At 70.7% G+C, this 24,764-nt stretch carries 21 protein-coding genes and 2 pseudogenes; 10 read left to right on the top strand and 13 right to left on the bottom strand.

The genetic code is table 11. From position 1 onward, the window contains the following. Window positions 1-4: 4 nt before the first annotated feature. Both ABFX54_RS40365 and argH read right to left on the bottom strand, forming a co-directional pair. Window positions 5-571, bottom strand: coding sequence for a helix-turn-helix domain-containing protein (locus ABFX54_RS40365; protein WP_346112121.1), 567 nt, complete (start codon window positions 569-571; stop codon window positions 5-7). Next, window positions 568-1,986, bottom strand: a complete 1,419-nt coding sequence (argH, locus tag ABFX54_RS40360; protein ID WP_346112119.1) for an argininosuccinate lyase — start codon at window positions 1,984-1,986, stop codon at window positions 568-570. The genes ABFX54_RS40365 and argH overlap by 4 nt, the downstream gene beginning before the upstream one ends. A 106-nt stretch (window positions 1,987-2,092) precedes the next feature. On the opposite strand from argH, the gene speB reads away from it, so the two are divergent. Beyond that, entirely contained in the window at window positions 2,093-3,025 is a 933-nt protein-coding gene (speB, locus tag ABFX54_RS40355; protein ID WP_346112118.1) for an agmatinase, read from the top strand. A gap of 37 nt (window positions 3,026-3,062) precedes the next feature. Further along, window positions 3,063-4,637: a thiamine pyrophosphate-binding protein gene (locus tag ABFX54_RS40350; protein WP_346112117.1), complete on the top strand. Its 1,575-nt coding sequence runs from the start codon at window positions 3,063-3,065 to the stop codon at window positions 4,635-4,637. Between the two features lie 217 nt (window positions 4,638-4,854). On the opposite strand, the gene modA is transcribed toward ABFX54_RS40350, so the two are convergent. From modA to ABFX54_RS40335, 3 genes are all read right to left on the bottom strand, one after another. Next, a complete protein-coding gene (gene modA / locus ABFX54_RS40345) occupies window positions 4,855-5,664 on the bottom strand; it encodes a molybdate ABC transporter substrate-binding protein (protein ID WP_346112116.1) in 810 nt (269 codons plus the stop codon). 207 nt (window positions 5,665-5,871) lie between these two features. Next, window positions 5,872-6,414 carry a hypothetical protein gene (locus ABFX54_RS40340; protein ID WP_346112115.1) on the bottom strand — a complete coding sequence of 181 codons (543 nt, stop codon included), beginning with the start codon at window positions 6,412-6,414 and terminating at the stop codon, window positions 5,872-5,874. Window positions 6,415-6,702: 288 nt separating this feature from the next. Next, the gene (locus ABFX54_RS40335; protein WP_346112114.1) at window positions 6,703-6,984 is read right to left on the bottom strand and encodes a DUF1876 domain-containing protein; all 282 of its coding nucleotides are present in this window, start codon (window positions 6,982-6,984) and stop codon (window positions 6,703-6,705) included. 326 nt (window positions 6,985-7,310) lie between these two features. On the opposite strand from ABFX54_RS40335, the gene ABFX54_RS40330 reads away from it, so the two are divergent. Further along, complete coding sequence (locus ABFX54_RS40330; RefSeq protein ID WP_346112113.1) at window positions 7,311-7,598, top strand: hypothetical protein; 288 nt, start codon at window positions 7,311-7,313, stop codon at window positions 7,596-7,598. 160 nt (window positions 7,599-7,758) lie between these two features. Here the strand turns inward: ABFX54_RS40330 and ABFX54_RS40325 are convergent. The 3 genes and pseudogenes from ABFX54_RS40325 to ABFX54_RS40315 form a co-directional block, all read right to left on the bottom strand. Continuing rightward, window positions 7,759-8,141, bottom strand: a pseudogene (locus ABFX54_RS40325) (ATP-binding cassette domain-containing protein); the annotation flags it as partial. 117 nt (window positions 8,142-8,258) lie between these two features. Continuing rightward, complete coding sequence (gene nhaA, locus ABFX54_RS40320) at window positions 8,259-9,515, bottom strand: Na+/H+ antiporter NhaA (RefSeq protein WP_346112112.1); 1,257 nt, start codon at window positions 9,513-9,515, stop codon at window positions 8,259-8,261. Between the two features lie 178 nt (window positions 9,516-9,693). Beyond that, the gene (locus ABFX54_RS40315; protein WP_346112111.1) at window positions 9,694-11,046 is read right to left on the bottom strand and encodes a TrkH family potassium uptake protein; all 1,353 of its coding nucleotides are present in this window, start codon (window positions 11,044-11,046) and stop codon (window positions 9,694-9,696) included. Between the two features lie 595 nt (window positions 11,047-11,641). On the opposite strand from ABFX54_RS40315, the pseudogene ABFX54_RS40310 reads away from it, so the two are divergent. From ABFX54_RS40310 to ABFX54_RS40300, 3 genes and pseudogenes are all read left to right on the top strand, one after another. Beyond that, window positions 11,642-12,100, top strand: a pseudogene (locus ABFX54_RS40310) (CocE/NonD family hydrolase); the annotation flags it as partial. A gap of 284 nt (window positions 12,101-12,384) precedes the next feature. Next, window positions 12,385-12,519, top strand: coding sequence for a hypothetical protein (locus ABFX54_RS40305; RefSeq protein ID WP_346112110.1), 135 nt, complete (start codon window positions 12,385-12,387; stop codon window positions 12,517-12,519). 393 nt (window positions 12,520-12,912) lie between these two features. Next, entirely contained in the window at window positions 12,913-15,345 is a 2,433-nt protein-coding gene (locus ABFX54_RS40300; protein WP_346112108.1) for a PEP/pyruvate-binding domain-containing protein, read from the top strand. Between the two features lie 148 nt (window positions 15,346-15,493). Here the strand turns inward: ABFX54_RS40300 and ABFX54_RS40295 are convergent, their stop codons facing one another. From ABFX54_RS40295 to ABFX54_RS40280, 4 genes are all read right to left on the bottom strand, one after another. Next, complete coding sequence (locus ABFX54_RS40295; RefSeq protein WP_346112107.1) at window positions 15,494-17,059, bottom strand: ABC transporter permease; 1,566 nt, start codon at window positions 17,057-17,059, stop codon at window positions 15,494-15,496. Then, window positions 17,056-17,928: an ABC transporter ATP-binding protein gene (locus ABFX54_RS40290; RefSeq protein ID WP_346112106.1), complete on the bottom strand. Its 873-nt coding sequence runs from the start codon at window positions 17,926-17,928 to the stop codon at window positions 17,056-17,058. The genes ABFX54_RS40295 and ABFX54_RS40290 overlap by 4 nt, the downstream gene beginning before the upstream one ends. Beyond that, the gene (locus ABFX54_RS40285) at window positions 17,925-18,587 is read right to left on the bottom strand and encodes a TetR/AcrR family transcriptional regulator (RefSeq protein ID WP_346112105.1); all 663 of its coding nucleotides are present in this window, start codon (window positions 18,585-18,587) and stop codon (window positions 17,925-17,927) included. Before ABFX54_RS40285 ends, ABFX54_RS40290 begins: the two co-directional genes overlap by 4 nt. 211 nt (window positions 18,588-18,798) lie before the next feature. Next, on the bottom strand, window positions 18,799-19,008 hold the full coding sequence (locus ABFX54_RS40280) for a hypothetical protein (RefSeq protein ID WP_346112104.1): 210 nt from the start codon (window positions 19,006-19,008) through the stop codon (window positions 18,799-18,801). Window positions 19,009-19,250: 242 nt separating this feature from the next. On the opposite strand from ABFX54_RS40280, the gene ABFX54_RS40275 reads away from it, so the two are divergent. Continuing rightward, entirely contained in the window at window positions 19,251-19,694 is a 444-nt protein-coding gene (locus tag ABFX54_RS40275) for a CBS domain-containing protein (RefSeq protein ID WP_346112103.1), read from the top strand. Further along, the gene (locus ABFX54_RS40270) at window positions 19,691-20,980 is read left to right on the top strand and encodes an ArsB/NhaD family transporter (RefSeq protein ID WP_346112101.1); all 1,290 of its coding nucleotides are present in this window, start codon (window positions 19,691-19,693) and stop codon (window positions 20,978-20,980) included. Before ABFX54_RS40275 ends, ABFX54_RS40270 begins: the two co-directional genes overlap by 4 nt. A 231-nt stretch (window positions 20,981-21,211) precedes the next feature. Here the strand turns inward: ABFX54_RS40270 and ABFX54_RS40265 are convergent, their stop codons facing one another. Further along, on the bottom strand, window positions 21,212-22,438 hold the full coding sequence (locus ABFX54_RS40265) for a cation:proton antiporter (protein WP_346112100.1): 1,227 nt from the start codon (window positions 22,436-22,438) through the stop codon (window positions 21,212-21,214). A gap of 268 nt (window positions 22,439-22,706) precedes the next feature. Here ABFX54_RS40265 and ABFX54_RS40260 point away from each other — a divergent pair, with 268 nt between their 5' ends. Both ABFX54_RS40260 and ABFX54_RS40255 read left to right on the top strand, forming a co-directional pair. Continuing rightward, window positions 22,707-23,159 carry a GbsR/MarR family transcriptional regulator gene (locus tag ABFX54_RS40260; protein ID WP_106247049.1) on the top strand — a complete coding sequence of 151 codons (453 nt, stop codon included), beginning with the start codon at window positions 22,707-22,709 and terminating at the stop codon, window positions 23,157-23,159. After that, window positions 23,156-24,373 carry a glycosyltransferase gene (locus tag ABFX54_RS40255; protein WP_346112098.1) on the top strand — a complete coding sequence of 406 codons (1,218 nt, stop codon included), beginning with the start codon at window positions 23,156-23,158 and terminating at the stop codon, window positions 24,371-24,373. Before ABFX54_RS40260 ends, ABFX54_RS40255 begins: the two co-directional genes overlap by 4 nt. Window positions 24,374-24,764 lie beyond the last annotated feature (391 nt).

Here is a 24,764-nt window from a genome sequence, read left to right as displayed (position 1 = left end):
CTCCTCACGAGCGAGAGGCCGGCGCGGGCGCCAGCACCCACAGGACTCGGGTGACCTCATCGCCGGGGTTGGTGAAGGTGTGGGGGGTGTCGCCGGGGAACAGGAACGAGTCGCCCTCGCGCATCTCGACCCGCTCGCCCGAGGCGTCGATCGTGAACAGCCCCTTGAGGACGTGCACGAACTCGATGTCGACGGGAAGCGCGTACGGCTCGTGGCCCGACCCGCCGCCCGGCTCGATCTCGCTGAGCAGGACCAGCAGCCTGCTCTCGTCCTTCGGCGTGAGCTGGTACTCGGTCATGCCGGTGCCGCCGAACTCGAGCCTGCCCCGGTTCCCGGCCCTGACCAGCCGCCCGCTCGATCCGTCGAACAGGTCGGCCACGTCCAGGTCGAGCGCCGAGCACAGGCGGAGCAGGGAGGCGACCGAGATGGACACCTGGCCGCGCTCGAACCTGGACAGGAAGCCCTTGGTGAGCCCGGCCCGCTCGGCCACCTCGGTCAGGCTGAGCCGGCGCCGGCGCCGCAGCTCGCGGGCCCGCGGGCCGAGGCCCGGGGTGTCCGGAATCGAGATCACGTCGTGGGGCCGGCGTAGTCGCGTGCCCAGGCGCGCTGCCGTTCCAGCAGCGCGGTGAGGCGGTCGATCTGCTCGAGGACCCGCTCCGGCGCGGTGGCGCCGTGGCCGGTGCGCGCGGCGAGCGCCGCCTCGACCGTGAGGTGCGGGCGCACCTCCGGCGTCAGCCGCGCGTCCACCGCGGCCAGGTCCGCGTCCGACAGCTCGTGCAGGTCCAGGCCCTTGTCCTCGCACGTACGCACGAGCGCGCCGGTGATCTCGTGGGCCTGGCTGAACGGCACGCCGCGCCGCGAGAGCCAGTCGGCCACCTCGGTGGCCAGCGTGAAGCCCATGGTGGCCTGCCTGCGCAGCTCGTCGGCGTTCACCGACAGCGTGCGCACCAGCCCGGCCATGGCCGGCAGCACGATCGCCAGCGTGTCCACCGTGTCGAAGACGGCGGCCTTGTCCTCGGCCAGGTCCCGGTTGTAGGCCAGCGGCATCGCCTTCAGCGTCGCCATCAGGCCGTTGAGGTTGCCGAGCAGGCGGCCCGCCTTGCCCCTGGTCAGCTCGGCGATGTCGGGGTTCTTCTTCTGCGGCATGATGGAGCTGCCGGTGGCGAAGGAGTCGTGCAGCTCCACCCAGCCGAACTGGCGGGCCGCCCAGAGGCAGACCTCCTCGGCCAGCCGCGACAGGTTCACGGCGAGCATCGAGGCGGCGAAGAGAAACTCGGCCACGTGGTCGCGGGCGGCGACGGCGTCGATGGAGTTCTCGCACGGCCCGTCATAGCCCAGCTCCGCCGCCGACAACTCCGGATGGACGGCTATCGCCGAGCCCGCCAGCGCGGCCGAGCCCAGCGGGGACAGGGCGGTGCGCCGATCCCAGTCCCGCAGCCGGTCGGCATCGCGGGCGAACGCCTGCGCGTGGGCCAGCAACTGGTGCCCGAACACGATCGGCTGGGCGGGCTGCAGGTGGGTGAAGCCGGGCGCCGCCGTACGGACGTGCGCGCGGGCCTGTGCCACCAGCGCGTCCTGCAGCCCGGCCAGGGCCAGCACCAGCTTCCTGGCGTGATCGCGCAGGTAGAGCCGCAGGTCGTTGGCCGTCTGGTCGTTGCGCGAGCGGCCGGCGCGCAGCTTGCCGCCGACCTCGCCCAGCCGCTCGACCAGCACCCGTTCCAGGAACGTGTGCACGTCCTCGTCGTAGTCGTTCGGGCCGACGCGCCCGGCGCGGACGTCCTCGTCCAGCGTGTCGATCGCCGCCAGCAGCCGCTCCGCCTCCTCCTCGCCGAGGATGTCGGCTCTGTGCAGCTCACGGACGTGGGAGCGCGAGCCCGCCAGGTCGTACGGGGACATGCGGAAGTAGCTGTCGGGCGCCCGGGACAGGGCGAGCAGGGACGGGTCGGCCGGCGAGCGGAAGCGTCCACCCCAGAGCTGATCGGACAACGCGGTTGCCTTCCGGTAAACGAGGTTTTCCGACATAGCGGTCTGCGTTGCCATGGGTGTCAATAGCGCCCTTTATGCCGAAATATGCTGTTCACAAGGGAGATTCATGTCTCAGGGACCCGTCGACGCCTCGCAGGTGCCACGCTTCGCAGGGCCCGACACCTACGCCAGACTGCCCCGTATCGATCAGGTGGAGCGGGCCGACGTCGCGATCGTGGGCGTGCCGTTCGACAGCGGGGTCTCCTACCGTCCCGGCGCCCGCTTCGGCCCGGCCGCGGTGCGTCAGGGCAGCAAGCTGATCCGGCCCTACAACCCGGCCCTGGACGTCTCGCCGTTCGCCGATCTCCAGGTCGCCGACGCCGGGGACATCGTCTGCAACCCGTTCGACATCGGCGCGGCCATCGAGACGATCGAGCAGGCGGCCGGGGAGTTCGACGCCGGGCTCGTCACCATCGGGGGCGACCACACCATCGCGCTGCCGCTGCTGCGGGCGGCGCACCGCGCGCACGGGCCGCTGGCGCTGCTGCACTTCGACGCCCACCTGGACACCTGGGACACCTACTTCGGCGCCGAGTACACCCATGGCACGCCCTTCCGCCGCGCGGTGGAGGAGGGCATCCTCGACACCGAGGCGCTCAGCCACGTCGGCATCAGAGGCCCTCTGTACGGCAAGGCCGACCTGAAGGAGGACCGCAGGCTCGGCTTCGGCATCGTCACCTCGGCCGACGTCATGCGCCGCGGCCCCGACGAGATCGCCGAGGCCCTGCGGCAGCGGATCGGCGAGCGCCCGCTCTACATCTCCGTCGACATCGACGCGCTCGACCCCGCCCACGCCCCGGGCACGGGCACCCCGGAGGCGGGCGGCCTGACCAGCCGCGAGCTGCTGGAGATCCTGCGCGGGCTGGCGGGCTGCAACCTCGTTGGCGCCGACGTGGTGGAGGTGTCCCCCGCCTACGACCACGCCGAGATCACCGCCGTCGCCGCCGCGCACGTCGCGTACGACCTGATCAGCCTGTTCGCGCTGCGGAGCCGGGCATGAGGGCGGCGGGCGACCTGGTCGCGTGGGCGAGGCGGGCGTGAGGACCGGGGGCGACCTGGTCGCCGAGACCCTGGCCGCGCTCGGCGCCACGACCGTGTTCGGCGAGCCGGGCCAGCACGCGCTCGCGCTGTTCGACGCGTTGCGCCGCTCCCCGCTGCGCTACGTCGGCTGCCGTACCGAACTGGGCGTCGCCTTCGCCGCGGACGGACACGCGCGGGCCACCGGGACGGTGACCCCGTTCATGGTCTCGACGGGCCCCGGCGCGCTGGCGACCCTGCCCGCCCTGATGGAGTCGCGCCTGGCCTGCGCGCCCGTCGTCGGGATCTCCAGCCAGATCCCGTCCGACGGGCTGGGCGGCCGCAGGAAGGGCTACCTCCACGAGCTCCCCGACCAGGCGGCCTCCTTCCGCGGCGTGGCCACCTCGGTCCAGGTCGTGCGGGCGGCCGCGCAGATTCCCTCCGCCCTGGCCCAGGCGTGGGAGGCGGCGCTCGGCGTGCCGCAGGGGCCCGCGTGGGTGGAGATCCCGCAGGACGTCCTGCTCGCGCCCACGGACGTCCCGCCGCCGGCCGACCTGAGCGTGCGCCCGCGCATGCCCCTTCCCCGTGCCGAGCTGGTACGGCAGGGCGTGCAGGCGCTCGACTCCGCCGCGAACCCCGTCATCCTGGCAGGCGGCGGGGCGTCCCTGTCGGGGGCGGGGCCGGAGCTCCTCGCCCTGGCCGAGAAGCTGCGCTCGCCGGTGGCCACCACGTTCGCCGCGAAGGGCGTCTTCCCCCATGAGCACCCGTTGTCGCTGCGGTCGTGGCTGGAGGACCGGTACGTCACGGACTTCCTGGAGCAGGCGGACGTGCTGCTGGTCGCGGGCACCGGGCTGGGGGAGTTGTCCAGCAACTACCACACGATGCGCCCGAAGGGCCGGGTCATCCACATCGAGGCCGATTCGGGAAAGCTGGAGGCCAACACGAGCGGTTCGCTCGCCGTGCACGCCGACGCCAAGGTGACGCTGGGCGCGCTCGCCGAGGCGGTGCGGCCGAGGGAAGCCGACGGGCGCGCGGAAACGGCCGTGGCCGGCGTCCTGCGGCGGGTGCGTGATCGGCTCAGCGGCCACGAGGAGGAGTTCGCGCTCCTGGAGGCCATCCCCACCGGCGTGCTGTCGTTCTGGGACATGACGATCCTGACCTACTGGGCATGGTCGGCCTTCCCCGGCCCCATGTGGTCGGCGCAGGGCGCGGGCGGCCTCGGCTACGCGCTGCCCGCCGCGCTCGGCGCGGCCTCCTCGGGCCGGCGCGCGCTCGCGATCTCCGGCGACGGCGGGGCGATGTACGGCCTGGCCGAGCTCGCCACCATGCGCCAGCACGACCTGGACGTCACCTGGCTGATCGTCGACGACGGGGGTTACGGGATCCTGCGCGAGTACATGACGGACGCGTTCGGCGCCCCTACCGGCACCGAACTGGTCAGGCCGGACTTCACCGCCCTGGCCGCCTCGTTCGGCATCCCCGCCCGGACCGCCACCCCTGCCACCCTGGCTGGGCAGCTCACGGACGCACTGGACGAATCCGGGCCGAACGTCGTGGTCCTGCGCGCTCGCCCCCGGATGTTCGCCCAGACCTAGGACGGAATCCGGCGGTGGAACCATTGGCCGGGCCGCCGAGTACTCCGGTGACATTTCGCGAGGTCGGGTCTGCGCTGGCAGTGACAGTGCCGTGCTGTGGCCTGGTGGCACCGGCGCCAGGGTGAGCGCGGGCGAAGGTGTGCAGGTTCCCGCCTGGCACGTGCCGCCCGCGCCCATCTTCGGTTCCCGGCCCGCCTTTCGCTCTCGGGCGAGCTCGTCAGGGGGCTTCGAAGCCGGCCTTGGTCAGTACGTCCTTGCCCTGCTGCGACAGCACCAGGTCCACGAACCGCTTGGCCGCGTCGCCGGCCGGCGCCTTGGCCAGGGTGGCGATCGGGTAGTCGTTGATCGCCTGGTCGGCCTCGGGGAACGCGATGCCCTGCACCTTCCCGGCGGAGGCGATCACGTCCGTCTTGTAGACCAGCGCCGCGTCCACCTCGCCCAGCTCCACCTTGGTCAGCGTGGCCTTGACGTCCTGCTCCAGGGTGACCGGCTTGACCTCCAGCTTGGCCGCGTCGAGGGCCTCGACGGCCGCCTCGCCGCACGGCACCTGCTCGGCGCAGAGCGCCACCTTCACCTTGGGGTCGGTGAGGTCCTTCAGCTCGTCCACCTCGGCCGGGTTGCCGGCGGGCACGGCGATCTGCAGCTTGTTCTTCGCGAACGTGGTCGGCGCGCTCGCCAGGGACGCGTCCGTGACCGTCTTCATGGTGGCCGGGCTGGCGGCGGCGAACACGTCGGCCGGCGCGCCCTGGACGATCTGCTGCGCCAGGGTCGCGCTGGAGCCGAAGTTGAACGTCACCGCCGTGCCCGGATGCGCGGCCTCGTACGCCTTGCCGAGCTCGGTGAACGTGCCGGTCAGCGACGCCGCCGCGAACACCGTCACCTCCTTCGCCGCTGCGGTAGCGGAGGCGGACGCGGCCCCGGATGCCGTGGACGCGGCCGGTTCGCCGGAGCCGCAACCGGTCAGGCCCGCGAGCGCCAGCGCGACGGGCAGGGCGATCGCCCATCGGGACATACGCCTGAACACCAAGAGGGCTCCTTACAGGTAACTCGCCGCGCGCTCGTGGCCGCCGACCCCGAGCAGCGCCGCGGTCTCACTGATCCGAAACGTCGCTGCAGCCCTCACCTTACCTGGCGCACTTGCAAGATTGAATGTCAGTTTTTCATCGTATCAGCAGCCTGATCTGCGGTACCGGCATGGCATCCACGAGATGGAGCGCGTCTTCGCCGGCCCTCGCTAGCGGGCGTGCTCAAGTCGACCCGGACGTCCTCGACCTATCCCTTCGGTCCCGGAGGCGGCGGCCGGGGCCGAAGGGACGGGACGGGTCAGGCCCGGGTGGAGCAGGAGTGGGCGCCGGTGCCGGCCAGTGCGCCGCCCTCGGCGATCAGGTACTCCTCGCGGATCGCCGTGCCATCCAGCCACGCCTCCCAGGATCTCGCGGGTGCCGGCGGCGATGTTCCAGCCGCCGTCCAGCACGGTCCGATGGGCGGGCAGGTAGTTGCGGACCAGGGACGGGATCATCATCACGACGTGCTCGGCGACGCTGATGCTGTTGCAGCGGGTGACCTCGGCGACCGTGATGCCGCGGGCGATGGCGGCGTCCAGGCCGACGTGGTCGGAGCCGATGCCGGCGGTGACGGCCGGCTTCAGCCCGGGGGCGCGGGCGATGCGCTCGGCGGTCGGGTACGCGGGCCAGAACGGCTGCGAGATGATCGGGCGCCGACGCGCGGCCGCAGGCGCACGTCGCGCAGCCCATGGCCTGACCTGACATGGCGGCACCCGCCTGGCGGGGAGTCCGGCGCGGGTGACCCGCCGTCCAGCAGGGTCGCTGTCATGAGGTTGCTGCCATCATCGGGATGGGGACTCGGCGGCTTGGCAGCCACTCCGTGGGCTTTCCTGTTGTCCGGTTCGGGGCCTTTCCCGGAGGCAGAGCTCCGGGCCGCCCGCCGTCCCCGCCGCAGCGGGTGTCGTACTGTCATGATCGCCTGTCCCGACGCCGCCATGCAGGGCCTTTCGGCCCTGGCGGGCGCGCCGATGGACCCATCGTTCCTGAGCTGCCTCGCGGCTTCACCACGAGCGGCTCGCGACCGGTGAACCGGCGATCTCGGCGATCTCGGCGATGTCGCGTTGCGTGACGACCGCCAGCTTGTCGGCGAGGTCGGCCAGCGCGCGTGAGGCCGCCAGCTCGTCGCCGATCTCCGGCACCGACGGGTCGGCCGGGTTACGGCGGGCGTGACCGGTGCCGGTCAGGCGATCCCGCCCGTCCCTGGTGGTCAGCACCGCGCGGGCATGCGTGTCGTCGCCGACCTCGCTCAGATGGATCTGCACGGTCCATTGCTTGGCTTCCATGATCATTTCCCCCTTCACGATGGTTCACGTGCTTTCATCGCACCGCCCGGTACGTCGGGACGGCAGAGGCGAATGTCCCGATGTACCTGCCAAAGGGACTCCTCCCCACGTGGCGAGGTGGTATGCGGCCGCTGGAGCAGCCGGGTCGAGCACGGTCACGGGACCGGCTCGGGTTGTCTCGGATGGTCGGCGGGCGGTGGCGAGGCGTACTCCTACCAGGATCAGGACGACCCCGGCGACCAGCAGGATCCCCGTGGTGACGAAGAGGGCGGCGGTGGCCCAGGCGCACTGTGGTGGCGGTGCGCACCGGCGCCACAGTGCGCGTGGTGGGTGATCTTGTCGGCGTGGTCGGCGAAGAACGCGTCGTACGGCTCGGCGATCCCCGGTGGCCCGCCGTGACGAGCTCGGAGTACGTGGCGTCCACCCCGGACGGGGTGTCGAACTCGAAGCACGGCAGGGTACGCGGCCCGCCGGTCGGCGCGCTCCAGCCGGGCAGGAACCGCGTGCGGAAGCCCTCGGTGTCCAGCATGACGTGCAGCCCGTCCGGCAGATCGCAGCCGGCGTGCTCGGGCGAATGCTCGTCGAGCTTGCACTCCAGGCCCAGACGGGCGTAGAAGGCGATCGAAGCGTCCAAGTCGGACGCCACGCTGTCGATCGTGTTCAGGATGGGATGCATGAGGCGCTCCTTCGAGCTCGGCCGGTGAGGTGAGGGCCAGGCGGCCCCGCGAGATTCCCCGTTCGGGCTCACCTCGCCTGACCACGAGCCGACGCTGCCAGGCCCGAGGTGGGCTCGTCGAGCAGCAGCAGTTCGACGTCCGATGCGAGCGCGGCGATCAGAGCCACCTTCTGCCGGTTGCGCTTCGAGCAGGAGCGGCCCTTCCTGCTGGGATCGAGGTCGAAGCGGTCCATCGGCGCCGCCTTGCGCCGTGGGTCGAGCCCGCCGCGCAACCGGCCGAGCAGGTCGATGGCCTCCCCGCCGGACAGCACGGGCCACAGGACGACGTGGTGGTCTTGCCCGAGCCGTTCGGGCCGAGGAAGCCGTGCACCTCGCCGGTCCGTACGGTCAGGTCGAGCCCGTCCAGGGCACGGAGCTTGCCGTAATGCTTGGTCAAGCCGCTGATGAGAACGGCGGCGTGTTCGCCATGAGGCGCCTCCACGAGGCTGGTCCGATACGACGTTGCCGACCAGACTTCCCGGCGCTCCACGAGCGACGGTAACGGCGTCGTCGGCTCTTCACCAGAAGGGAAGGCGTCGTCCGTCACCGGCCGTCCCGGTCATTCCTCCGCGAAGGAGGCTTGCTCGATGCGGCGGTACGCGTTGTTGCGCAGGCGGAGGATCGCGGCGGCGAGAAGGGCCGCGGCGAGGGAGCCGGTCAGCACCGCGATCTTGGTCAGGCCGTCGCGTTCGCTGCCGATGCCGAAGGCCAGCTCACCGATGAGCAGGGAGACGGTGAAACCGATGCCGGCCAGGATCGACAGGCCGAGCACGTCCACCCAGGCCAGGTTCTCGTCGAGGTCGGCCCGGGTGAAGCGGGCCATCAGCCAGGTGGCCGCCATGACCCCCACGGGCTTGCCGATGACGAGTCCGGCCACGACGGCCAGGGCCACGGGGTCGGCCAGCGCCTCGGCCAGGCCGTCGGGCCCGCCGAGCGGCACGCCCGCCGACAGGAACGCGAACACCGGCACGGCCACGCCCGCTGACAGAGGCCGGAACCGGTGCTCGAAATGCTCGGCCAGGCCCGGACCCGGTCGCCTGCCCACGGCGACGGGAACGGTGAAGGCGAGCAGGACTCCGGCGACGGTGGCGTGCACGCCGGACGCGTGAACCAGACCCCATGCCAGCGCGGCCAGTGGCAGCAGGAGCCACCAGGAACGAACCCCGCGCCGCACGAGGAAGGCGAAGACGGCCAGCGGAGCCGACGCGGCCAGCAGGGGGAGCGGCGCGAGATGCTCGGTGTAGAAGAGAGCGATGATCACGATGGCGAGCACGTCGTCGACGACGGCCAGAGTGAGCAGGAACGTGCGCAACGCGGCCGGCAGGTGGCGGCCGATGACCGCGAGCACCGCCAGCGCGAAAGCGATGTCGGTGGCGGTGGGCACCGCCCACCCCTTGGCGGCCTCCGCGTCGGCGCCGCTCGTGATGAGCAGGTAGACGGCGGCGGGCACGAGCACCCCGGCGACCGCGGCCGCGATCGGGATGGCGGCGCGCCGGGGATCGCGCAGGTCTCCGGCGACGAACTCGCGCTTGAGCTCCAGGCCGGCCACGAAGAAGAAGATGGCCAGCAGCCCGTCCGCGGCCCAGGTGGCCAGGCTCAGATCCAGGTGCAGTCCGGCGGGGCCGATCTTGACGGCGCGTAGTCCTTCGTAGGCTTCGGACCAGGGCGAGTTCGCCCAGAGCATGCCGAGCAGCGCGCCCGCGAGCAGCAGCGCGCCACCGACGGTTTCGGTGCGCAGGATGTCGACGACACGTCGGGCTTCGCTCCAGGAACCGGGGCTGAACAGGCGAAAGCCACGTGGCGGTGCTTGGGTCAAGGGAGACTCCAGGAAGGGTCGGCGACAGAACAGCCGACCAGGCTTCCCGGCACACCACGCCCTAATCTACCCGCATTCCACTTCTGTACGCGAATATCCCTGTTTGTCGTTTTGCGGGGTCTCCCTCTGTGGCCCCGGTCACGGGCAGCAGGATGATCGGCCGGTCGCTGGCCGGCTGTCAGCCAAGGATCACCTTTTCCTCTGGCAGTTCGTAACGGCGGGTGCGCTGTTTCAGCGCGAGTGCCGACCCCAGCGTGAGCGGGCCGATGCGGCCGATGTACATCAGCACACTGAGCAGCACGTGCCCGGCCAGGGAGGTGTGAGCGGTGATGCCGGTGGACAGGCCGTTGGTGGCGAAGGCGGAGATGACCTCGAACAGCACCTGGTCGAGGCCGTGTGGCGTCATGATGAGCAGCAGCCAGGTGGAGAGGGTGACCAGGATGACGCCCAGCAGGCCGATGGACAGTGCCTGGCGTTGAGTCGCGGAGGGCAGCCGCCGGTGGCCGATGTTGACCCGATGCTCGCCGCGCAGTTCGGACCAGATGATGAAGAGCAGGAAGCCGAATGTGGTGACCTTGATGCCGCCCGCGGTTCCGGCGCTGCCGCCGCCGATGAACATCAGCACGTCGGTGACCAGCCAGGAGGAGGGGTACATCTGGCTGATGTCGAGGGTGTTGAAGCCGCCGGAGCGCGGCATGACGGCGGCGAAGAAGGCGGCCAGCAGCTTGCCGGAGTCGTCCAGCGGGCCCATCGTGCCCGGATTGCGCCACTCGGTCATCAGGAACGCGAGGGTGCCGACGCCGAGGAGCATGGCGCTCGATCCGACGGTGATGCGGGTCAGCACAGACCAGCGCCACGGGTATCGCCAGGTGCGCAGCAGCTCGAAGACGACCGGATAGCCGAGGCCGCCGACGATGACCGCCAGGGCGATGGTCAGGCAGATCCACGGGTCGGTGACGAAGCGCATCAGGTTGTCCGGCCAGAGCGCGAAGCCGGCATTGTTGAACGCCGATACCCCGTGGAAGACGCCGAGATAGACGGCTCGGCCCAGTGGCTCGCCGTACCCGGTGATGAACCGTACGGCGAGGACGGCGGCGATGGCCGCCTCGCAGATCAGGCTGAACGTCACGACCTTGCGCAGCACGTGACGCAGATCGGCGGCGACCACCGACTTGGTCTCCAACTGGGCGGACAGCCTGGCCCGCAGGCCGATGCGGTGGGCGACGATGACCATGATCAGCGTGGCGAGCGTCATGATGCCCAGCCCGCCGGCTTGGATGAGCAGGACGATCACTACTTCACCGAACACCGACCAGTGCGTCCCGGTGTCGACCACGACCAGGCCGGTCACGCAGACGGCGGAGGTGGCGGTGAACAACGCGGTGAGCCAGTGGGAGCTGTCGCCGTCTGCGGTGGCCAGCGGGGTGCCGAGCAGGAGCGTCCCGATCAGCACTGCCGAGCCGAACCCGGCCGCGATGACCACGGCCGGATGCCGGCCACGGCCCGGCACAGCCGGGCGGCGCCGCATCATGAGATCGTCCGGCGTCGCGGCTTGCCGGACATGCTGACAACGCCGTCATCCATCGCGGAGGCTCCGTTCGGTCGCGCGACCATAGACGTCGCCGACCAGACTTCCCGGCACTCCGGGCCATACCGTAGCGCAGTGCGGCGCACGAGCGGAACAAGCCGGCCCGTGCCGAGCGCCGATGGTCAAGTGCCACGTGCCCGACTCGGGGCCCCAGGGTGCAGAGTCCGCATGCGTACGTGTCGCCAGGCACGTGTGCGGCGCGACCGTGACGCGTGCGTCCCGCGTGATCATGGCCGGCAGTAGCGCCTTCCCTTCGCTGACCAAATGGTTAGCATGCTGTCCATGCGATCAGCCGAGAGCGCCATCACCACCTCACTGATCGGGTCGAACGCCTACGACCTGCTCCACCCTGGCGGCGCGATGGCCCTCGAGCTCTGCCTCGCCTGGATCAGCATGGTCGCCCACCAGGAGAAACCGGTAGCCGCCTATCTGTCCTCGATGACGCTCGCCGGGAAGAAGCGCGCAGAGGCCGCCGGCCGGCTCCCGCTGACCGAGGCCGACACCGTCGCCATCGGCACCACGGCGCCGCACCGGCGGGACATGGCTCGCGCACCCCGACGCCGGCGACCCGTGGTGGGCGCCCGGCGACCACAGCCAGGCGGTCCCCGCGGTGGACGCTCCCAAGCACCTCGTCAGCGGCTGGGACGACATCGCGCTGCCCGCCCTGCTCCGCGACTACCAGGCGCTCCGGAAGGCGGGGCGCGAGCCGTACCTGACCATCGGGCCGTGGCAGCACTGGGACGCCGAGCTGTCGATGGCCGCCCTGCGTGAAAGCCTCGCCTGGTTGCGCGCCCACCTGCTGAAGGACGAGAGCGGGCTGCGCGCTGCGCCGGTGCGGATCTATGTCAAGGGTGCCGAGGAGTGGCGGGACCTGCCGGCCTACCCGCCCGCCGAGGCACGTCCGCAGCGCCTGTACCTCCACCCGAACGGCGGTCTGGGCGGCAATCCGCCCCCGACCGCTACCGCTTCGACCCCGCCGATCCCACCCCCGCTGTGACCGGCATGTCACGCCTGATCGGCATACCACGCAAGACCGGAGAGCGCGTCCTGTCCGGGCGCGACGACGTCCTCGCCTTCGCCGGCGAGCCCCTGCCCGCGATCCTTCTGGTTCGTGCTGCTGCCAGGTCTCGGCGAGGCGGGCCAGTCGGGCGGGCGCGGCGATGCCTCGCACGGTCGCGATCCCGCCGTCGGCAGGAGCCCCGCAGCCGCCCGACAGGTCGCACACCGCGCCCGAGCAGGTGGCGCCGCGGCCGATCAACGGCGCCGACAAGCGCTGGTCATTTGCGGACTGCCCGGCGTCCCTACGACGACCACGACTTCTTCCAAAGCTGCACCAGCATGCTGGTGCAGCGGAGCTCGGCGGAAGAGCGCCGGCGCGCCCTCGCCGAACTGCGCGCCTACCTCAACAGGCCGTGATCGCGGCCGATCCGGACAGGACGCCCATGGCCGTGGAGGAGCTGCTGCGCTGAAGTGACGGTGGCGGCGACGCTGAGGTCGTGCGCGACGTCTCCGACTCTCCAGCGCTCGACCCGCACGTGTGTGTGTTCGGTCACCTCGGTCACGCCGGCGGACCAGGTGCCCTCGTCGCGTGCGCTGCGGTCAGAGTCAGGGACCGCAGCGGGACGGCCGGCTCCTGTGCGCGAGCCGCGTTCCGGCCACGTTGTCGCGGAGCGATGGCATGGTTCTTCGCGACGGACGGCGGCGCTGCTCTGGTGCGCGAACTTCGGCGGTGCTAACGTCCGCAATGGAGCGCCGGGAAGCCTGGTCGGCATGGTTCGCGAACGATGTCAGCTGTGGGGAGAAGGCGCGATGGAACTGATCCGGTTATCTGACATAGACGGCTCCATGCTCGACCTTGTAGGCGGTAAGGCCGCCGGGCTCGGGAAGATGATCAGAGCGGGGGAGCGCGTCCCCGACGGCTTCTGCCTGACCGTCGAGGCCTACCGGGCGGGGCAACTGCCCGAAGAGGAGCTGGTCGAGGCGTACGAGCGGCTCGGCGGGGGCCGGGTGGCGGTGCGCTCCAGCGCCACCGCCGAGGACCTGCCGGAGGCCAGCTTCGCCGGCCAGCAGGACACCTTTCTCAACGTCGAAGGCCCCAGCGACCTGATCGACGCGGTACGCCGCTGCTGGGACTCGTTGTTCACCGAGCGCGCCGTCGCCTACCGCGCCGCCGCGGGCATCGGCGAGGCGGCCATGGCCGTGGTGGTGCAGCGGATGATCGACCCGGTCACGGCCGGGGTGCTGTTCACCGCCAACCCGATCACCGGCTGCCGCTCCGAGATGGTCGTCGACGCGGCTCCTGGCCTGGGCACCGCCATCGTCGAGGGCACCGTCGTGCCCGACCACTACGTGCTCGATCAGCGGATACCGGCCGTACCGGATGACGGCGGGTGCTTGAACGCGGAACAACTCGGCCGGTTGCGGGCGGCCGGGCAGCGGCTGCAGGAGCATCTCGGCTCGCCGCAGGACATCGAGTGGGCGATCGACGCCGAAGGCACGCTGTGGCTGCTGCAGTCGCGGCCGATCACCACGCTCTTCCCGTTGCCGCCCAGCACCGGAGACACGCGGCTCTACCTGGAATTCGGCCACATTCAAGGCATGCTCCGCCCGTGCACCCCGATGGGCGTGTCGCTGCTCAAGACCGGCGGAAGCATGTGGTTCCAGGCCGCGGGAGCCAAGGTCGACCGGCGTGACCCGCTGCCCCGAATGGTGTCGATCGGTGGCCGGCTCTACTTCGACGTGACCGACTTCCTGCGCAGCAAGGCCATGCGCGATCGTCTCGGGACCTCCCTGGAGGTCTACGGACCGAGGGTGCAGGGCGCCGTGCTGCGCATGCTCGACGATCCGCGGTTCGCGCCGCGGCCCGGCCTGCCCTTGCATCTCGGCAGCGTGGTCAAGGGCATGGTGCGGATGGTGCCCGCCGGGCTGGCCGGAGTGGTGTCGAGTCTGTCCAACCCGGCTCTCGCGCGCGCCCGCGCCCACCGCGGCGTCGCGGAGATCAAGCGGATGATCGTCCCGCCCGGCGAGTCCGCGACGGCCGCCGAACGGCTGCGCTGGGTCGTCGAGGACTCCCACAAGGCGGTCATGAGCATTGACATGCACGGGATCGTGTGGCCGCTGACGGCAGGCATGATCGTCGGGACGCTCCCGGCCGCGCTGCTCAAGGGCATCGCCACGGACGAGGAACTCGACACGGTCCTCGGCGGCATGCCGTACAACGTGACCACGCAGATGGACCTCAAGCTGTGGGGCCTGGCGGTGCGGGCACGCGAGCACCGCGACCTGTTCCTCGGCACCCCACCGGAGGATCTCGCCGCCATGTACTTCGCCGGCGAGCTTCCCGACATCGGGATGGCCGGCTTTTTGGCCGCGTACGGCATGCGCGCGGCGGCCGAGATCGACGTCGGCGTGCCCCGCTGGGGCGACGACCCGGCGCCGCTGTTCGCCACCATCGCCAACTATCTGCGCGTCGAAGACCCCGAGCAGGCGCCCGACGTGCGGTTCAAGGCGTCGGCGGCCCGGGCGGAGCGAATGGTCGAGACGCTGTCGCGGCGGGCGCGACGCAGGCGTCCCATCCGCGGCCGGCTGGCGGCGTTCTTCATGCGGCGCTCGCGACAGCTCACCGGCCTGCGGGAGATCGCGAAATTCGCCTGGCTGCCCGTGATCCAGGAGTGCCGGCGCCAACTCCTCCTGGCCGGCGCGGACCTGGCCGACCGCGGCCGGCTGGAGCGCGCCGACGACATCATGTTCCTGACGCTGGAGGAGGCACGAGCCGCCGCTCACGACGCGGACCACCGGGGACTTGCCGCGATACGGCGCGCCGAGTATGGACGGGAACTGCGCCGGCGCACCGTACCTGGCGCGCTTCTGTCCGACGGGACCGACCTGGAGGCGCTCGCCCCCGCCGAGCCGGCCCAGGACGGCGTGCTGACCGGCATGTCCGGAGCCGCCGGGCAGGCGACCGGCAGGGCGCGGGTGATCCGTGACCCGGCCGGCGCGCGCATCGAGCCGGGGGAGATCCTGGTGGCACCCACCACCGATCCTGGGTGGACCCCGCTGTTCATGACCGCGGCCGGCCTGGTGACCGAAACCGGTTCCCCGGTGGCGCACGGCCCTACGGTGGCCCGCGAGTACGGGATCCCCGCCGTCATCTGCGTCCGCGACGCCACACACGAGATCAAGACCGGGCAGTTGATCACCATCGACGGCGCAGCGGGCACCGTGCGCGTGGAACCGGGATGACCGTCAGCGGGGTGTAGTGGCCGGCGGCGTGGTGCTGTGCCTCCAGCAAGTCGCCGGCCGGCGGCGTGGTGCTGTGCCTCCAGGAAGTCGCCGGCCGACGGCGCGCGACGACAGTCGGGCCGGGTGTTCACGCCCGGCCCACTGGGGTTCACAGGGCCAGATCACGGCGGCGAAGCCCGTACAGGCCCACTGCCACCAAGCCGGCCGCCGCCAGGGTGAGGCCGGACAAGGTGCCCAGCCCGAAATCGGCCGAGTAATGGACGTGCGCGAACGGGGAGATCAAGAAGTACGTGTCGTTGACCAGGCCGATCTCCCAGCCGACTTCCACGGCGATGGCCAGCGCCAGGGCGGTCCATGCCACGATCGTTCCTGCCCGCCGCAACAGCCCGAATGCCGCCACAGCGACGGCGGCCATGACCCAGATGCCGGGCAGGACAGCCGTCGTGATGGCCAGGCCGCCGGCGAAGTCGCCGTCGCCGAGGCCCAGTCCGAGGCCGGCGGTGATCAGGACGGCGACGGGCACGGCCACCGCGAACAGCAGATGGCCGGCCACCCAGCGGACCCGGCTCACCGGGCCGGACAGGAAGAGTTCGGTGGCCTGGTCACCGCGCAGGCGCAGCACCGTCATGATCCCGTACAGGGAAAGCGAATACACCGCCAGTTTGTAGACGATGAGTTCGAAGAAGATCTCCGCGGGATCGTCGGTTCCTGTCCGTCCGGCCCAGAAGTCCAGTCCTCCGCTTTGACCGAACGTCGCGATGGCGCTCTGCCCGCCCAGCCCGATCGCCGCGCTGATGAAGGCGGCTCCCGCGATCCAGGCCAGGGCCGTGCCCCGGTGCAGCCGCCAGGCCAGGCCAAGTGGCCCGCGCAGGCCGTGGGCTGCCCGGGCGCGGCCGGAGTGGGGCGGCACGAGGCCGGCGCCGAGGTCGCGGCGGGCCGACAGGGCGTACGCGGCGCCGATCAAAACCGCGGCGAATGCCGCGACCAGGATGAACACCCACCATCGCTCGCCGCCGAAGGGGTGCGTGCGCAGGATCCATCCGGTCGGCAGCAGCCAGCCCAGCCATTGGGTGCCCGGGCCGCCCACGTCGCTGACGCCTCGGAGGAGGTAGGCCACGAAGAACACGGTGAAGGCCACGGATCCGCCGATTCGGGCACTTTGGGTGATCTGTACGGCCACCGCGGCCAGCGCGGCGGCGACCCAGCCTCCTGAGGCGGCCAGCAGCCCCCAGGCGAGGGAGCCGGACAGGGGTAGCCCGGCGCCTGCGCAGACGACGGTGATGAGTACGGCCAGGACGGCGTTGGCGGCCAGCACGACGATGAGGGCGGCGGTCAGCGGGGCCTGCCTGGCCACGGCGGCCGAGCCGATGAGTTCCTGCCGTCCTCGTTCCTCGTCGGAGCGGGTGTGCTTGACCAGGAGGATCACGCTGGCCAGCGCGGCAAAGATCATGGTGGCGGCGCCGCGCTGCTGGGCGGCGGCGGCGCCGAGGCTGTCGCCGTAGGCCGGCCCTTGCATCAGGAGGATGACGGGGTTGGCCGCGATCTCGCGCGTGTAGTGCAGGCGTGCTTGCGCGGTGGGGAGCAATTGCTGGATGGTGGCCACCGTGGTGGCGACGAAGAGGGCGACCGAGCCGATCCACAGTGGCTGCCAGACGCGGTCGCGGCGCAGGATCAGCCGGATCAGCGCCGCGGTGTTCGGTGGCAGGGCCTTCATCGGTAGTGCCTCATGAACAGCTCTTCCAGGGTGGGAGGCTGGGCGGTGATGTCGCGCACACCGTAGTCAGTCAGCCGGGCCAGCACGTCCCCGATGTGGGCGGTGTCGGCTTGGAAGCGCACGCGATGACCGTCGATGCTGAGGTTGTGAGCACCGGGCAGGCCGTCGGCCGGGATTCTGGCGAGTTCGGCGGTGACCGAGGTGCGGGTGAGATGGCGGAGCTGCGCGAGCGTGCCGGCCTCCACGATCCGGCCGTCCCGGATGATGCTGACCCGGTCGCACAGCATCTCGACTTCGGCGAGGATGTGGCTGGAGAGCAGGACCGTGCGGCCCGCGCGGCGTTCCTCGGTGATGACCTCGCGGAAGACCGCCTCCATCAGCGGGTCGAGTCCGGAGGTCGGTTCGTCCAGCAGCAGTAACTCCACGTCGGAGGCGAGCGCGGCGATCAACGCGATCTTCTGCCGGTTGCCTTTGGAGTAGGTGTGGGCCTTCTTGCGTGGATCCAGGGCGAACCGTTCGATCAGTTCCTCGCGCCGCTCGGCGTCGGTGTGACCCCGCAGCCGGGTGAGCAGGTCGATCACCTCGCCGCCGGACAGGCTCGGCCAGAGGGTGACGTCGCCGGGAACGTAGGCGAGCCGCTGGTGCAGCTCGACGGCTTGTGACCACGGGTCGCCGCCCAGGAGCTGGACGTGACCGCCGTTCTTGCGCAGCAGGCCGAGCAGGATGCGCAGAGTCGTGGTCTTGCCGGCGCCGTTGGGGCCGAGGAACCCGTGGACCTCTCCTTCCTGGACGGTCATGTCCAGGCCGTCCAGCGCGCGGATCCGGCCGTAGTTCTTGATCAGCCCTTGGATTCTGATCACATCGGTCATCGAGGGTGCTCCTTGCCGTGGTGATCGGCGACGGCCTGGCGGATCTGGCTTCCCGGCCCTGAGGTGATCCACTCGCCCAGGTGCGTGTAGACCTCGGTCATGGCCATGCTGAGCCGGGCGAGGTTTGCCCGGCTCAGCGCTTCGGTGCCGAACCGCCGGGACAGATGCTCGTGGAGCACGATCGTGCTGAGGTGCATCGCTGCCATGACCGCGGCGCTTTCGCGGACCTTCGAATCGTGCTCGGGGAAGTCGTCCGGCCAGTTCTGGGTAAGGAACCGTTCGGCGGCTTCGGCGCCTTCGTCGAACATCGCCGCTGCGATGGGCGAGCCCTCTACGAGCGCGCGCGCGAGATAGCGGACGCTGAGCTCGCTGGCCTGGTACATCCCCCGGAGGAACTCGGGGGTGACATCCTCCCCCTCCTGGACCTGGCCGGCGGCGCCCAGCACGGTGTCGCGGACGTGCGCGTCGCAGGCCTCCCGCAGGCTCGCCTTGGAGCCGAAATGGTGCTGCACCAGGCCGACCGAGACGCCGGCGACGTCGGCGATGGCCTGGATCGTGGCGCCCCTGAAACCGCGCTCGGCGAATTCCGCCAAGGCCGCGTCCCGGATCCGCGCGCGGGCGGTCAGGTCCCCGGGGGGCCGATCACTCGTTGAATGCATAACCCGGATACTATATGAACATATGGCTAACCATAGATCTATATTGCACGCTTGGTGCTGGTCGCGCTCGGCCGGAAAGCTGGCCGGCTGGCTGAGTTGTTCTCCTCGTCCGTCGGGCGCCTGGTAGAGGAACGCCTGAAGGGAGCACTCGGCACAGATCGGCTCGGGCCCCGCGATCGGCGTCCACCACTGGTCAGACGTCCACCACAAGTCAGCGGTCGAACCAGCGGGTCGCTGCCGGCGGCAGCAACGCGACGACGACCTTCGGGGGATACGGCCAGGCCACAGGGTTCGCGAATGAGGGGATGTAGAGGACCGCGTAGGGCAAATTCACGAGGAGTACCGCGGCTTGGAGGATCATGATGAATCGGGCTGCCCTGATGACGACCGAGGCTCGTTCAGCTTCGCTGAGTTCATCCATGCCAAGCGGCGGACATTCCATCCATCTTGCTCGTGATCAATGCCCGCCTCGGTCGGCCACCCTCGCTCATCGCGGCATACGGCCTTCCGCTGCTGTGTGTATGAGTGCCCCGAAAGCCATCGCGGGTCGCCAGGGGCGAGGGCGAGCAGCCCGGTTCGGATCTTTGTTGATACGTTGTCGGAAGGTGTGCCGGGAAGTCTGGTCGGCGAGTTGCTGTCGTCGTACCCGAGCGAGGCTTCCTGATGCGTGCGCGCGATCTGATCACCGACCTTCCGACCGTTACCCTGGACACATCCATTGCGGCGGCGGCACGTCTGCTGGCCCAGCAGCGGCTGCCCGGGCTGATCGTGGTCGATGAACGAGGGCTGCCCTTGAGCGTCCTGCCCGGCACGCAGGTACTGCGCCTGGCGGTGCCGGACTACTGTCAGGAAGATCCTGCGCTTGCGCGGGTGGTGGACGAGGAGCACGCCGATCGGTTCCTGCGTTCGTCGGCCGACCGTACGGTGCGCGACGCGCTGCCGCCCCAGCCTCGTGAGCTTCCCATCACCGATCCCGATGCCACGTTGCTCGAGATGGCTGCGTTGATGGCCCGAACGCACAGCCCGCTGGTGGCCGTGGTGGACGACGGTCAGCTCAGCGGCGCCGTGACCCTGCAGACACTGCTGGACCGGGCGGTGTCCGCGTGACGGTCACTGCCTGGGCGGCGGTGGCGGTCTTTCTCGGCACCTACACGCTGATCGCCAGCGAGAAGATCCACCGCGTCGCGGCGGCGCTCGGCGGGGCCGGGATCATGCTGCTGATCCACGCCACCGACGCCGAGGCCGCGTTCTTCTCCGAAGAGACCGGCATCGACTGGAACGTCATCTTCCTGCTGCTCGGCATGATGGTCATCGTCGGTGTGCTCAAGCAGACCGGCGTTTTCGAATATCTGGCGATCTGGGCGGCCAAGCGCGCCAGGGGCCGGCCGTACCGGCTGATGGTGTTGCTGGTCGTGATCACCGCCTTGGCGTCGGCGCTGCTGGACAACGTCACCACGGTGCTGCTGATCGCGCCGGTGACGTTCCTGGTGTGCGAGCGGCTGGCGCTGCCGGCGGCGCCGTTCCTCATCGCCGAGGCGATGGCCTCGAACATCGGCGGCGCTTCCACCCTGGTCGGCGACCCGCCGAACATCATCATCGCCAGCCGGGGCGGTCTGAGCTTCAACGACTTCCTCGTGCACATGGCGCCGATGGTCATCGTGCTGATGATCGTATATGTCGGTATGTGCCGTTTCCTGTTCCGCAAGTTCTTCGTCTACGACCCGGAACGGGCGGCGGAGATCATGGCGCTGAACGAGCGGGAGGCCATCGCCGACCGCCGGTTGCTGTGGCAGTCGCTGGCCGTGCTGGCGCTGGTCATGGCGGCGTTCGTGCTGCACCCGGTGCTGCACTACGAGCCGTCGGTGGTCGCCGTGCTGGGTGCCGGGGTGCTGGTGGCCGCGACCCGGGTCACCGCTGAGGAGGCGATCCGCGAGGTCGAGTGGCCGACGCTGGTGTTCTTCGCCGGGCTGTTCGTCATGGTCGGGTCGCTGGTGGAGACGGGGGTGATCCCGCAGATTTCCAAGGCGGCGGCCGAGGCCACCCAGGGGCAGCTGGGATTCGCCACCATGCTGTTGCTGTGGGCATCGGGCGGGTTGTCGGCGATCGTGGACAACATCCCGTACGTGGCCACCATGAGCCCTATCGTCGCCGAGCTCGTCCAGGCCAACGGCGGCAATGAGCACGCCCAGGTGCTCTGGTGGGCTCTGGCCTTCGGCGCCGACCTCGGTGGCAACGCCACAGCGGTGGGCGCGGCGGCCAACGTGGTCGTGCTGGGCATCGCCGCCCGCAACGGCACCCCGATCAGCTTCTGGCAGTTCACCCGCTACGGCCTCGTCGTTACCGTGGTGACGATCACGTTGTGCATGCCGTACTTGTGGTTGCGCTACCTGTGAGGCCGCAGTCCCTCGGCTCCGGCGCTCGGGTACCGGCCGAACGACTTCCGGACGACGACCGGGCCGAACGCATCCGCCAGGCGCACACCACCTTCGAAGGGATGGCCAAGGTGTTCCAGAACGCGCCACTTCCCGGGGAGGAGACATGAACGGGCACGCGATCGTGGTGGGCGGCATCGGCGGCGCGCTCGGGACAAGCTGGGGAAGTGGTCGTCATGGTGTCTTCTCGTGTCAGTGGGGAGGTCGTTCCGGCCGGCGGATCTTGCGGGTGATGGTGCCGTACCAGGCGGGGAGGTCTCGTTCGTCGTCGAACCAGCGGGCGACCACGATGTCGGTGGAGGAGTGCAGCAGGATCGACAGCACGATGGTCACGGCGACGAGCTGGAACACCGGCACGGCGGCGGCGATGCCGGAGCCAAGCACCAGTAGCCCGTAGACCACGGAGGCGAATCCCTTGGGGCCGAACCAGGCCACGGCCGCCTGCTCGCGTACGCCCAGTCCTGAGCGCAGGAACGACAGCCAGATCGCGACGGGGCGGGCCACGATCAGCGCGAGTACCGCGAACAGCCACCCCTGCCAGCCGACCGAGCCGAGCAGCGCGGGGGTGATGAGCGCGCCGAACACGAGCAGCGCCGCGAGTTTGAACACCTCGGCGATCAGCTCGCCGAAGTGTTCGAACGACTCGCGCTGCCGGGGCCCGAAGGTGGCCACGGTGATCCCGGCGGAGAACGCGGCCAGGAACAGGTTGCCGTGCGTGGCCTTGCCGACGGCCAGCACGAGCAGGCCGATGGCCAGGGCGTTGAGCGGCTCGTAGGCGGTGGAGGCGGCGAACCAGCGGGTCCGCTCCAGCTTGATCGCCACCCACGGGATGGCGACCCCGATGACGATGCCGAGCCCGAGCTCCAGGCCCAGCTCTCCCAGATGCAGGTCCTCGGATCCGGCCGCGACCGCGAGGAAGAGGATGACGAACGGCAGCGCCAGGCCGTCGTTGACGCCGGACTCGACGTTGAGCAGTTGCCGCAGCCGGGGCGGCACCTTCTCGTTGCCGACCAGGGCGGCGGCGAAGACCGGGTCGGTGGGCGCGAGGATGGCGCCGATCAGCAGCGACTCGATCCAGCCCAGGCCGAGCAGGTAGTGCGCCCCGGCGGCGGTGATGACCAGGGTCAGCGGCAGGCCCCAGCCGAGCGCCCGGCCGGGCAGCCGCCAGGCGCTGCGCAGTTCGGCCCAGCCGACCCGCATGCCGTCGGTGAACAGCACGGTGAACAGCGCCAGCTCGGCCAGCGTCGCCACCAGCTCGTCACCGGGCCGCAGCGAGATGACGCCGAGCACGCCGTCACCCAGCACGAACCCGGCCACCAGGAACAGCGCGGCGGTGGACAGGATGGTGCGGTGGGCCAGACTGGACAGCAGCACCGCCAGCAGCAGCACACACGCGAAAGCGGTCAGCAGCACACCCATCACAGGCGCCGCATGGGGGTCGTCATGGAACGGCCTTTCCAGTCGGTTACTCGCACGATCTTGCCGACCAGACTTCCCGGCGCTCCGCGCCCACCTTAACAGGGGCTGCCGTCACGATGGTGCTCGTCGCTCCACAAAGGTGACCAAGGACGACAATTCGCAATAAAGGAGCGTCAACTCGGCTTGGGCCGAGCAGTGAACCTGGGCGAAGGGAGCGTGATCGCGCACTTGGTTCGGAACTATCCGAACAAGTCGATATGCTCGGCTCGTGAGCGTTGATGAGTTTGTGGAAAACGCCGGGCTCTTCTACGAGCGGCTCGGGCTGAGCCGCACGTCGGGCCGCGTCATGGGCTGGTTGCTGACCGCCGACACCTCCGGCGCCGACGCGCCCGCGCTGACCGAGGCGCTGGCCGTGGCCAAGAGCAGCATGAGCGTCGCGCTGCGGCAACTGGAACAGGCGGGCCTCATCGAGCGGTTCCGGGTGCGCGGCGAGCGGCGCGACCGCTACCGGCTGGCCGAGGACGTCTTCGCCCGCGCCTTCCGCGCGAAGATGGCCGAGTTCGAGGGCTTCCTGGCCCTGGCCGAGCAGGGGCTGCGCGCGGTGGGCGACGACCCGGAGCGCCGGCGGAGGCTGGAGCTCATGCGCGACATGTACGCGTTCATGATGGACCGCTTCCCCCGCCTGCTGGACGAGTGGGACGAGCTCAAGGAGCAGCGATGAGACCCTTACTGATCACTGTGGGCAGCCGCGGCGACGTCCAGCCGTACCTCGCCCTGGCCTGCGGGCTGCTGGCCGCCGGGCACCGGCCGCTCCTGGCGGCGCCCCGGCGCTTCGAGCCGCTCGCCGCCGCCCGCGGGGTGGACTTCGCGCCGCTGAACGACGAGATGCTCGCGCTGCAGGACAAGGTCCAGGGGCAGGGCGTGCGGGCAGCCATCACCGCCGCCCGCACGGTCAGGCCGATGCTGCGTCGCCTGCTCGACGACCAGGCCGCGCTCACCGCGCACGAGGCCGACGTGGTCGTCTATCACCCCAAGTCGCTCGGCGGCCCCCACGTCGCCGAGAAGCTCGGTGTCCCGGCTCTGGCCGGTCTGCTGCTGCCGCTCTACCTGTCCACCGCCGCCTTCCCTTCCCCCATCCTCCCGGTACGGGTGCCGCGGGCGCTCAACCGGGCGAGCTGGCGCGTCTCCTCCGCCGTCGAGGCGCCCTACCGCGGCACGGTGCGGGACTGGCGGGCCGAGGCCCTCGGCCTGCCCCGGAGGTTCCAGCCGGTTGCCGACCTGGTCGAGGGGGGCGGCGTGCTGCACGCCTGGAGTCCGCACCTGCTCCCGGCACCCGCCGACTGGCCCGCTCAGGCGCATCCCACCGGCTTCTGGACGATGCCCGCTGACGACTGGGCACCGCCTGAGCGACTGGCCCGCTTCCTCGACGCCGGGGACCCGCCGATCTACGCCGGATTCGGCAGTTCCTTCGCCGGCGACCCGGAGGCGCTGACCTCCGCGGTGCTGGAAGCCGTCCGGCTCAGCGGGCACCGCGCGATCCTCGCCACCGGCTGGGGCGCCCTGCGACCGGGTGCACAGCCGGACGGCGTCCTGGTGATCGAGGAGGCCCCGCACGCCTGGCTGCTCCCGCGCGTCTCCGTCGCCGTACACCACGGCGGCATCGGCACGGTGGCCGCCGCGCTGCGCGCCGGCGTCCCCCAGGTGGTGCGCCCTTTCCTGGGCGACCAGCCGTTCTGGGCCGAACGCCTGGACCACCTCGGCGTCGCGCCGCCACCCGTCACCGGCCGGCTCACGCCTGGCCGGCTGGCCGCGGCGATCGAGAAGGCGGTCACGCTGGCACCGGCCGCCCGCGCGCTCGCCACACCAATCCGAGCGGAGGACGGCATCGCCGCCGCCGTCACCCGCATCACTCGCGCGGACGCGGCCCGGCCGTGAGGCTGGGTTCCAGCGCTCGCGATCGCCGCGGCGGCGCTGCCGGAGGATCGTCGAAGGCGGTGTCCTCGCTGAGGTGGTGGCTGGGCGAGATGCGGCAACGCGGCGGAACGCCGCCAGGAACGTGCTCGCAGCCGGGTCAGGATGCACTGGCGCACCTCGATGGCGCGCGGGCGTCGAGGCTCAAGGAGTCCGCCTCAAACACCCTCACTGCCTTCGGCTGAGGAAAGTCCTCCTGAGGAGAGTGAGGACCAACGCGCGCCCATGGAGGACTTTCGCCTCGTCCGCGGCCCGGCGGCGCTTGCCACGCTGGGAGCAGGCGAGTCATGCGGAAGGTGGTCCCCCATGCGGAAGAAAGTGCTGGTCCTGGGCGGGAACTTCGGCGGGCTCAACG

The sequence above is a fragment of the Nonomuraea maheshkhaliensis genome, from assembly GCF_039529435.1.
GTDB classification, from domain to species: Bacteria; Actinomycetota; Actinomycetes; order Streptosporangiales; family Streptosporangiaceae; genus Nonomuraea; species Nonomuraea maheshkhaliensis.
The sequence above is the reverse complement of the archived record's forward strand: the minus strand, read 5'-3'. Positions and strand labels throughout refer to the sequence as shown.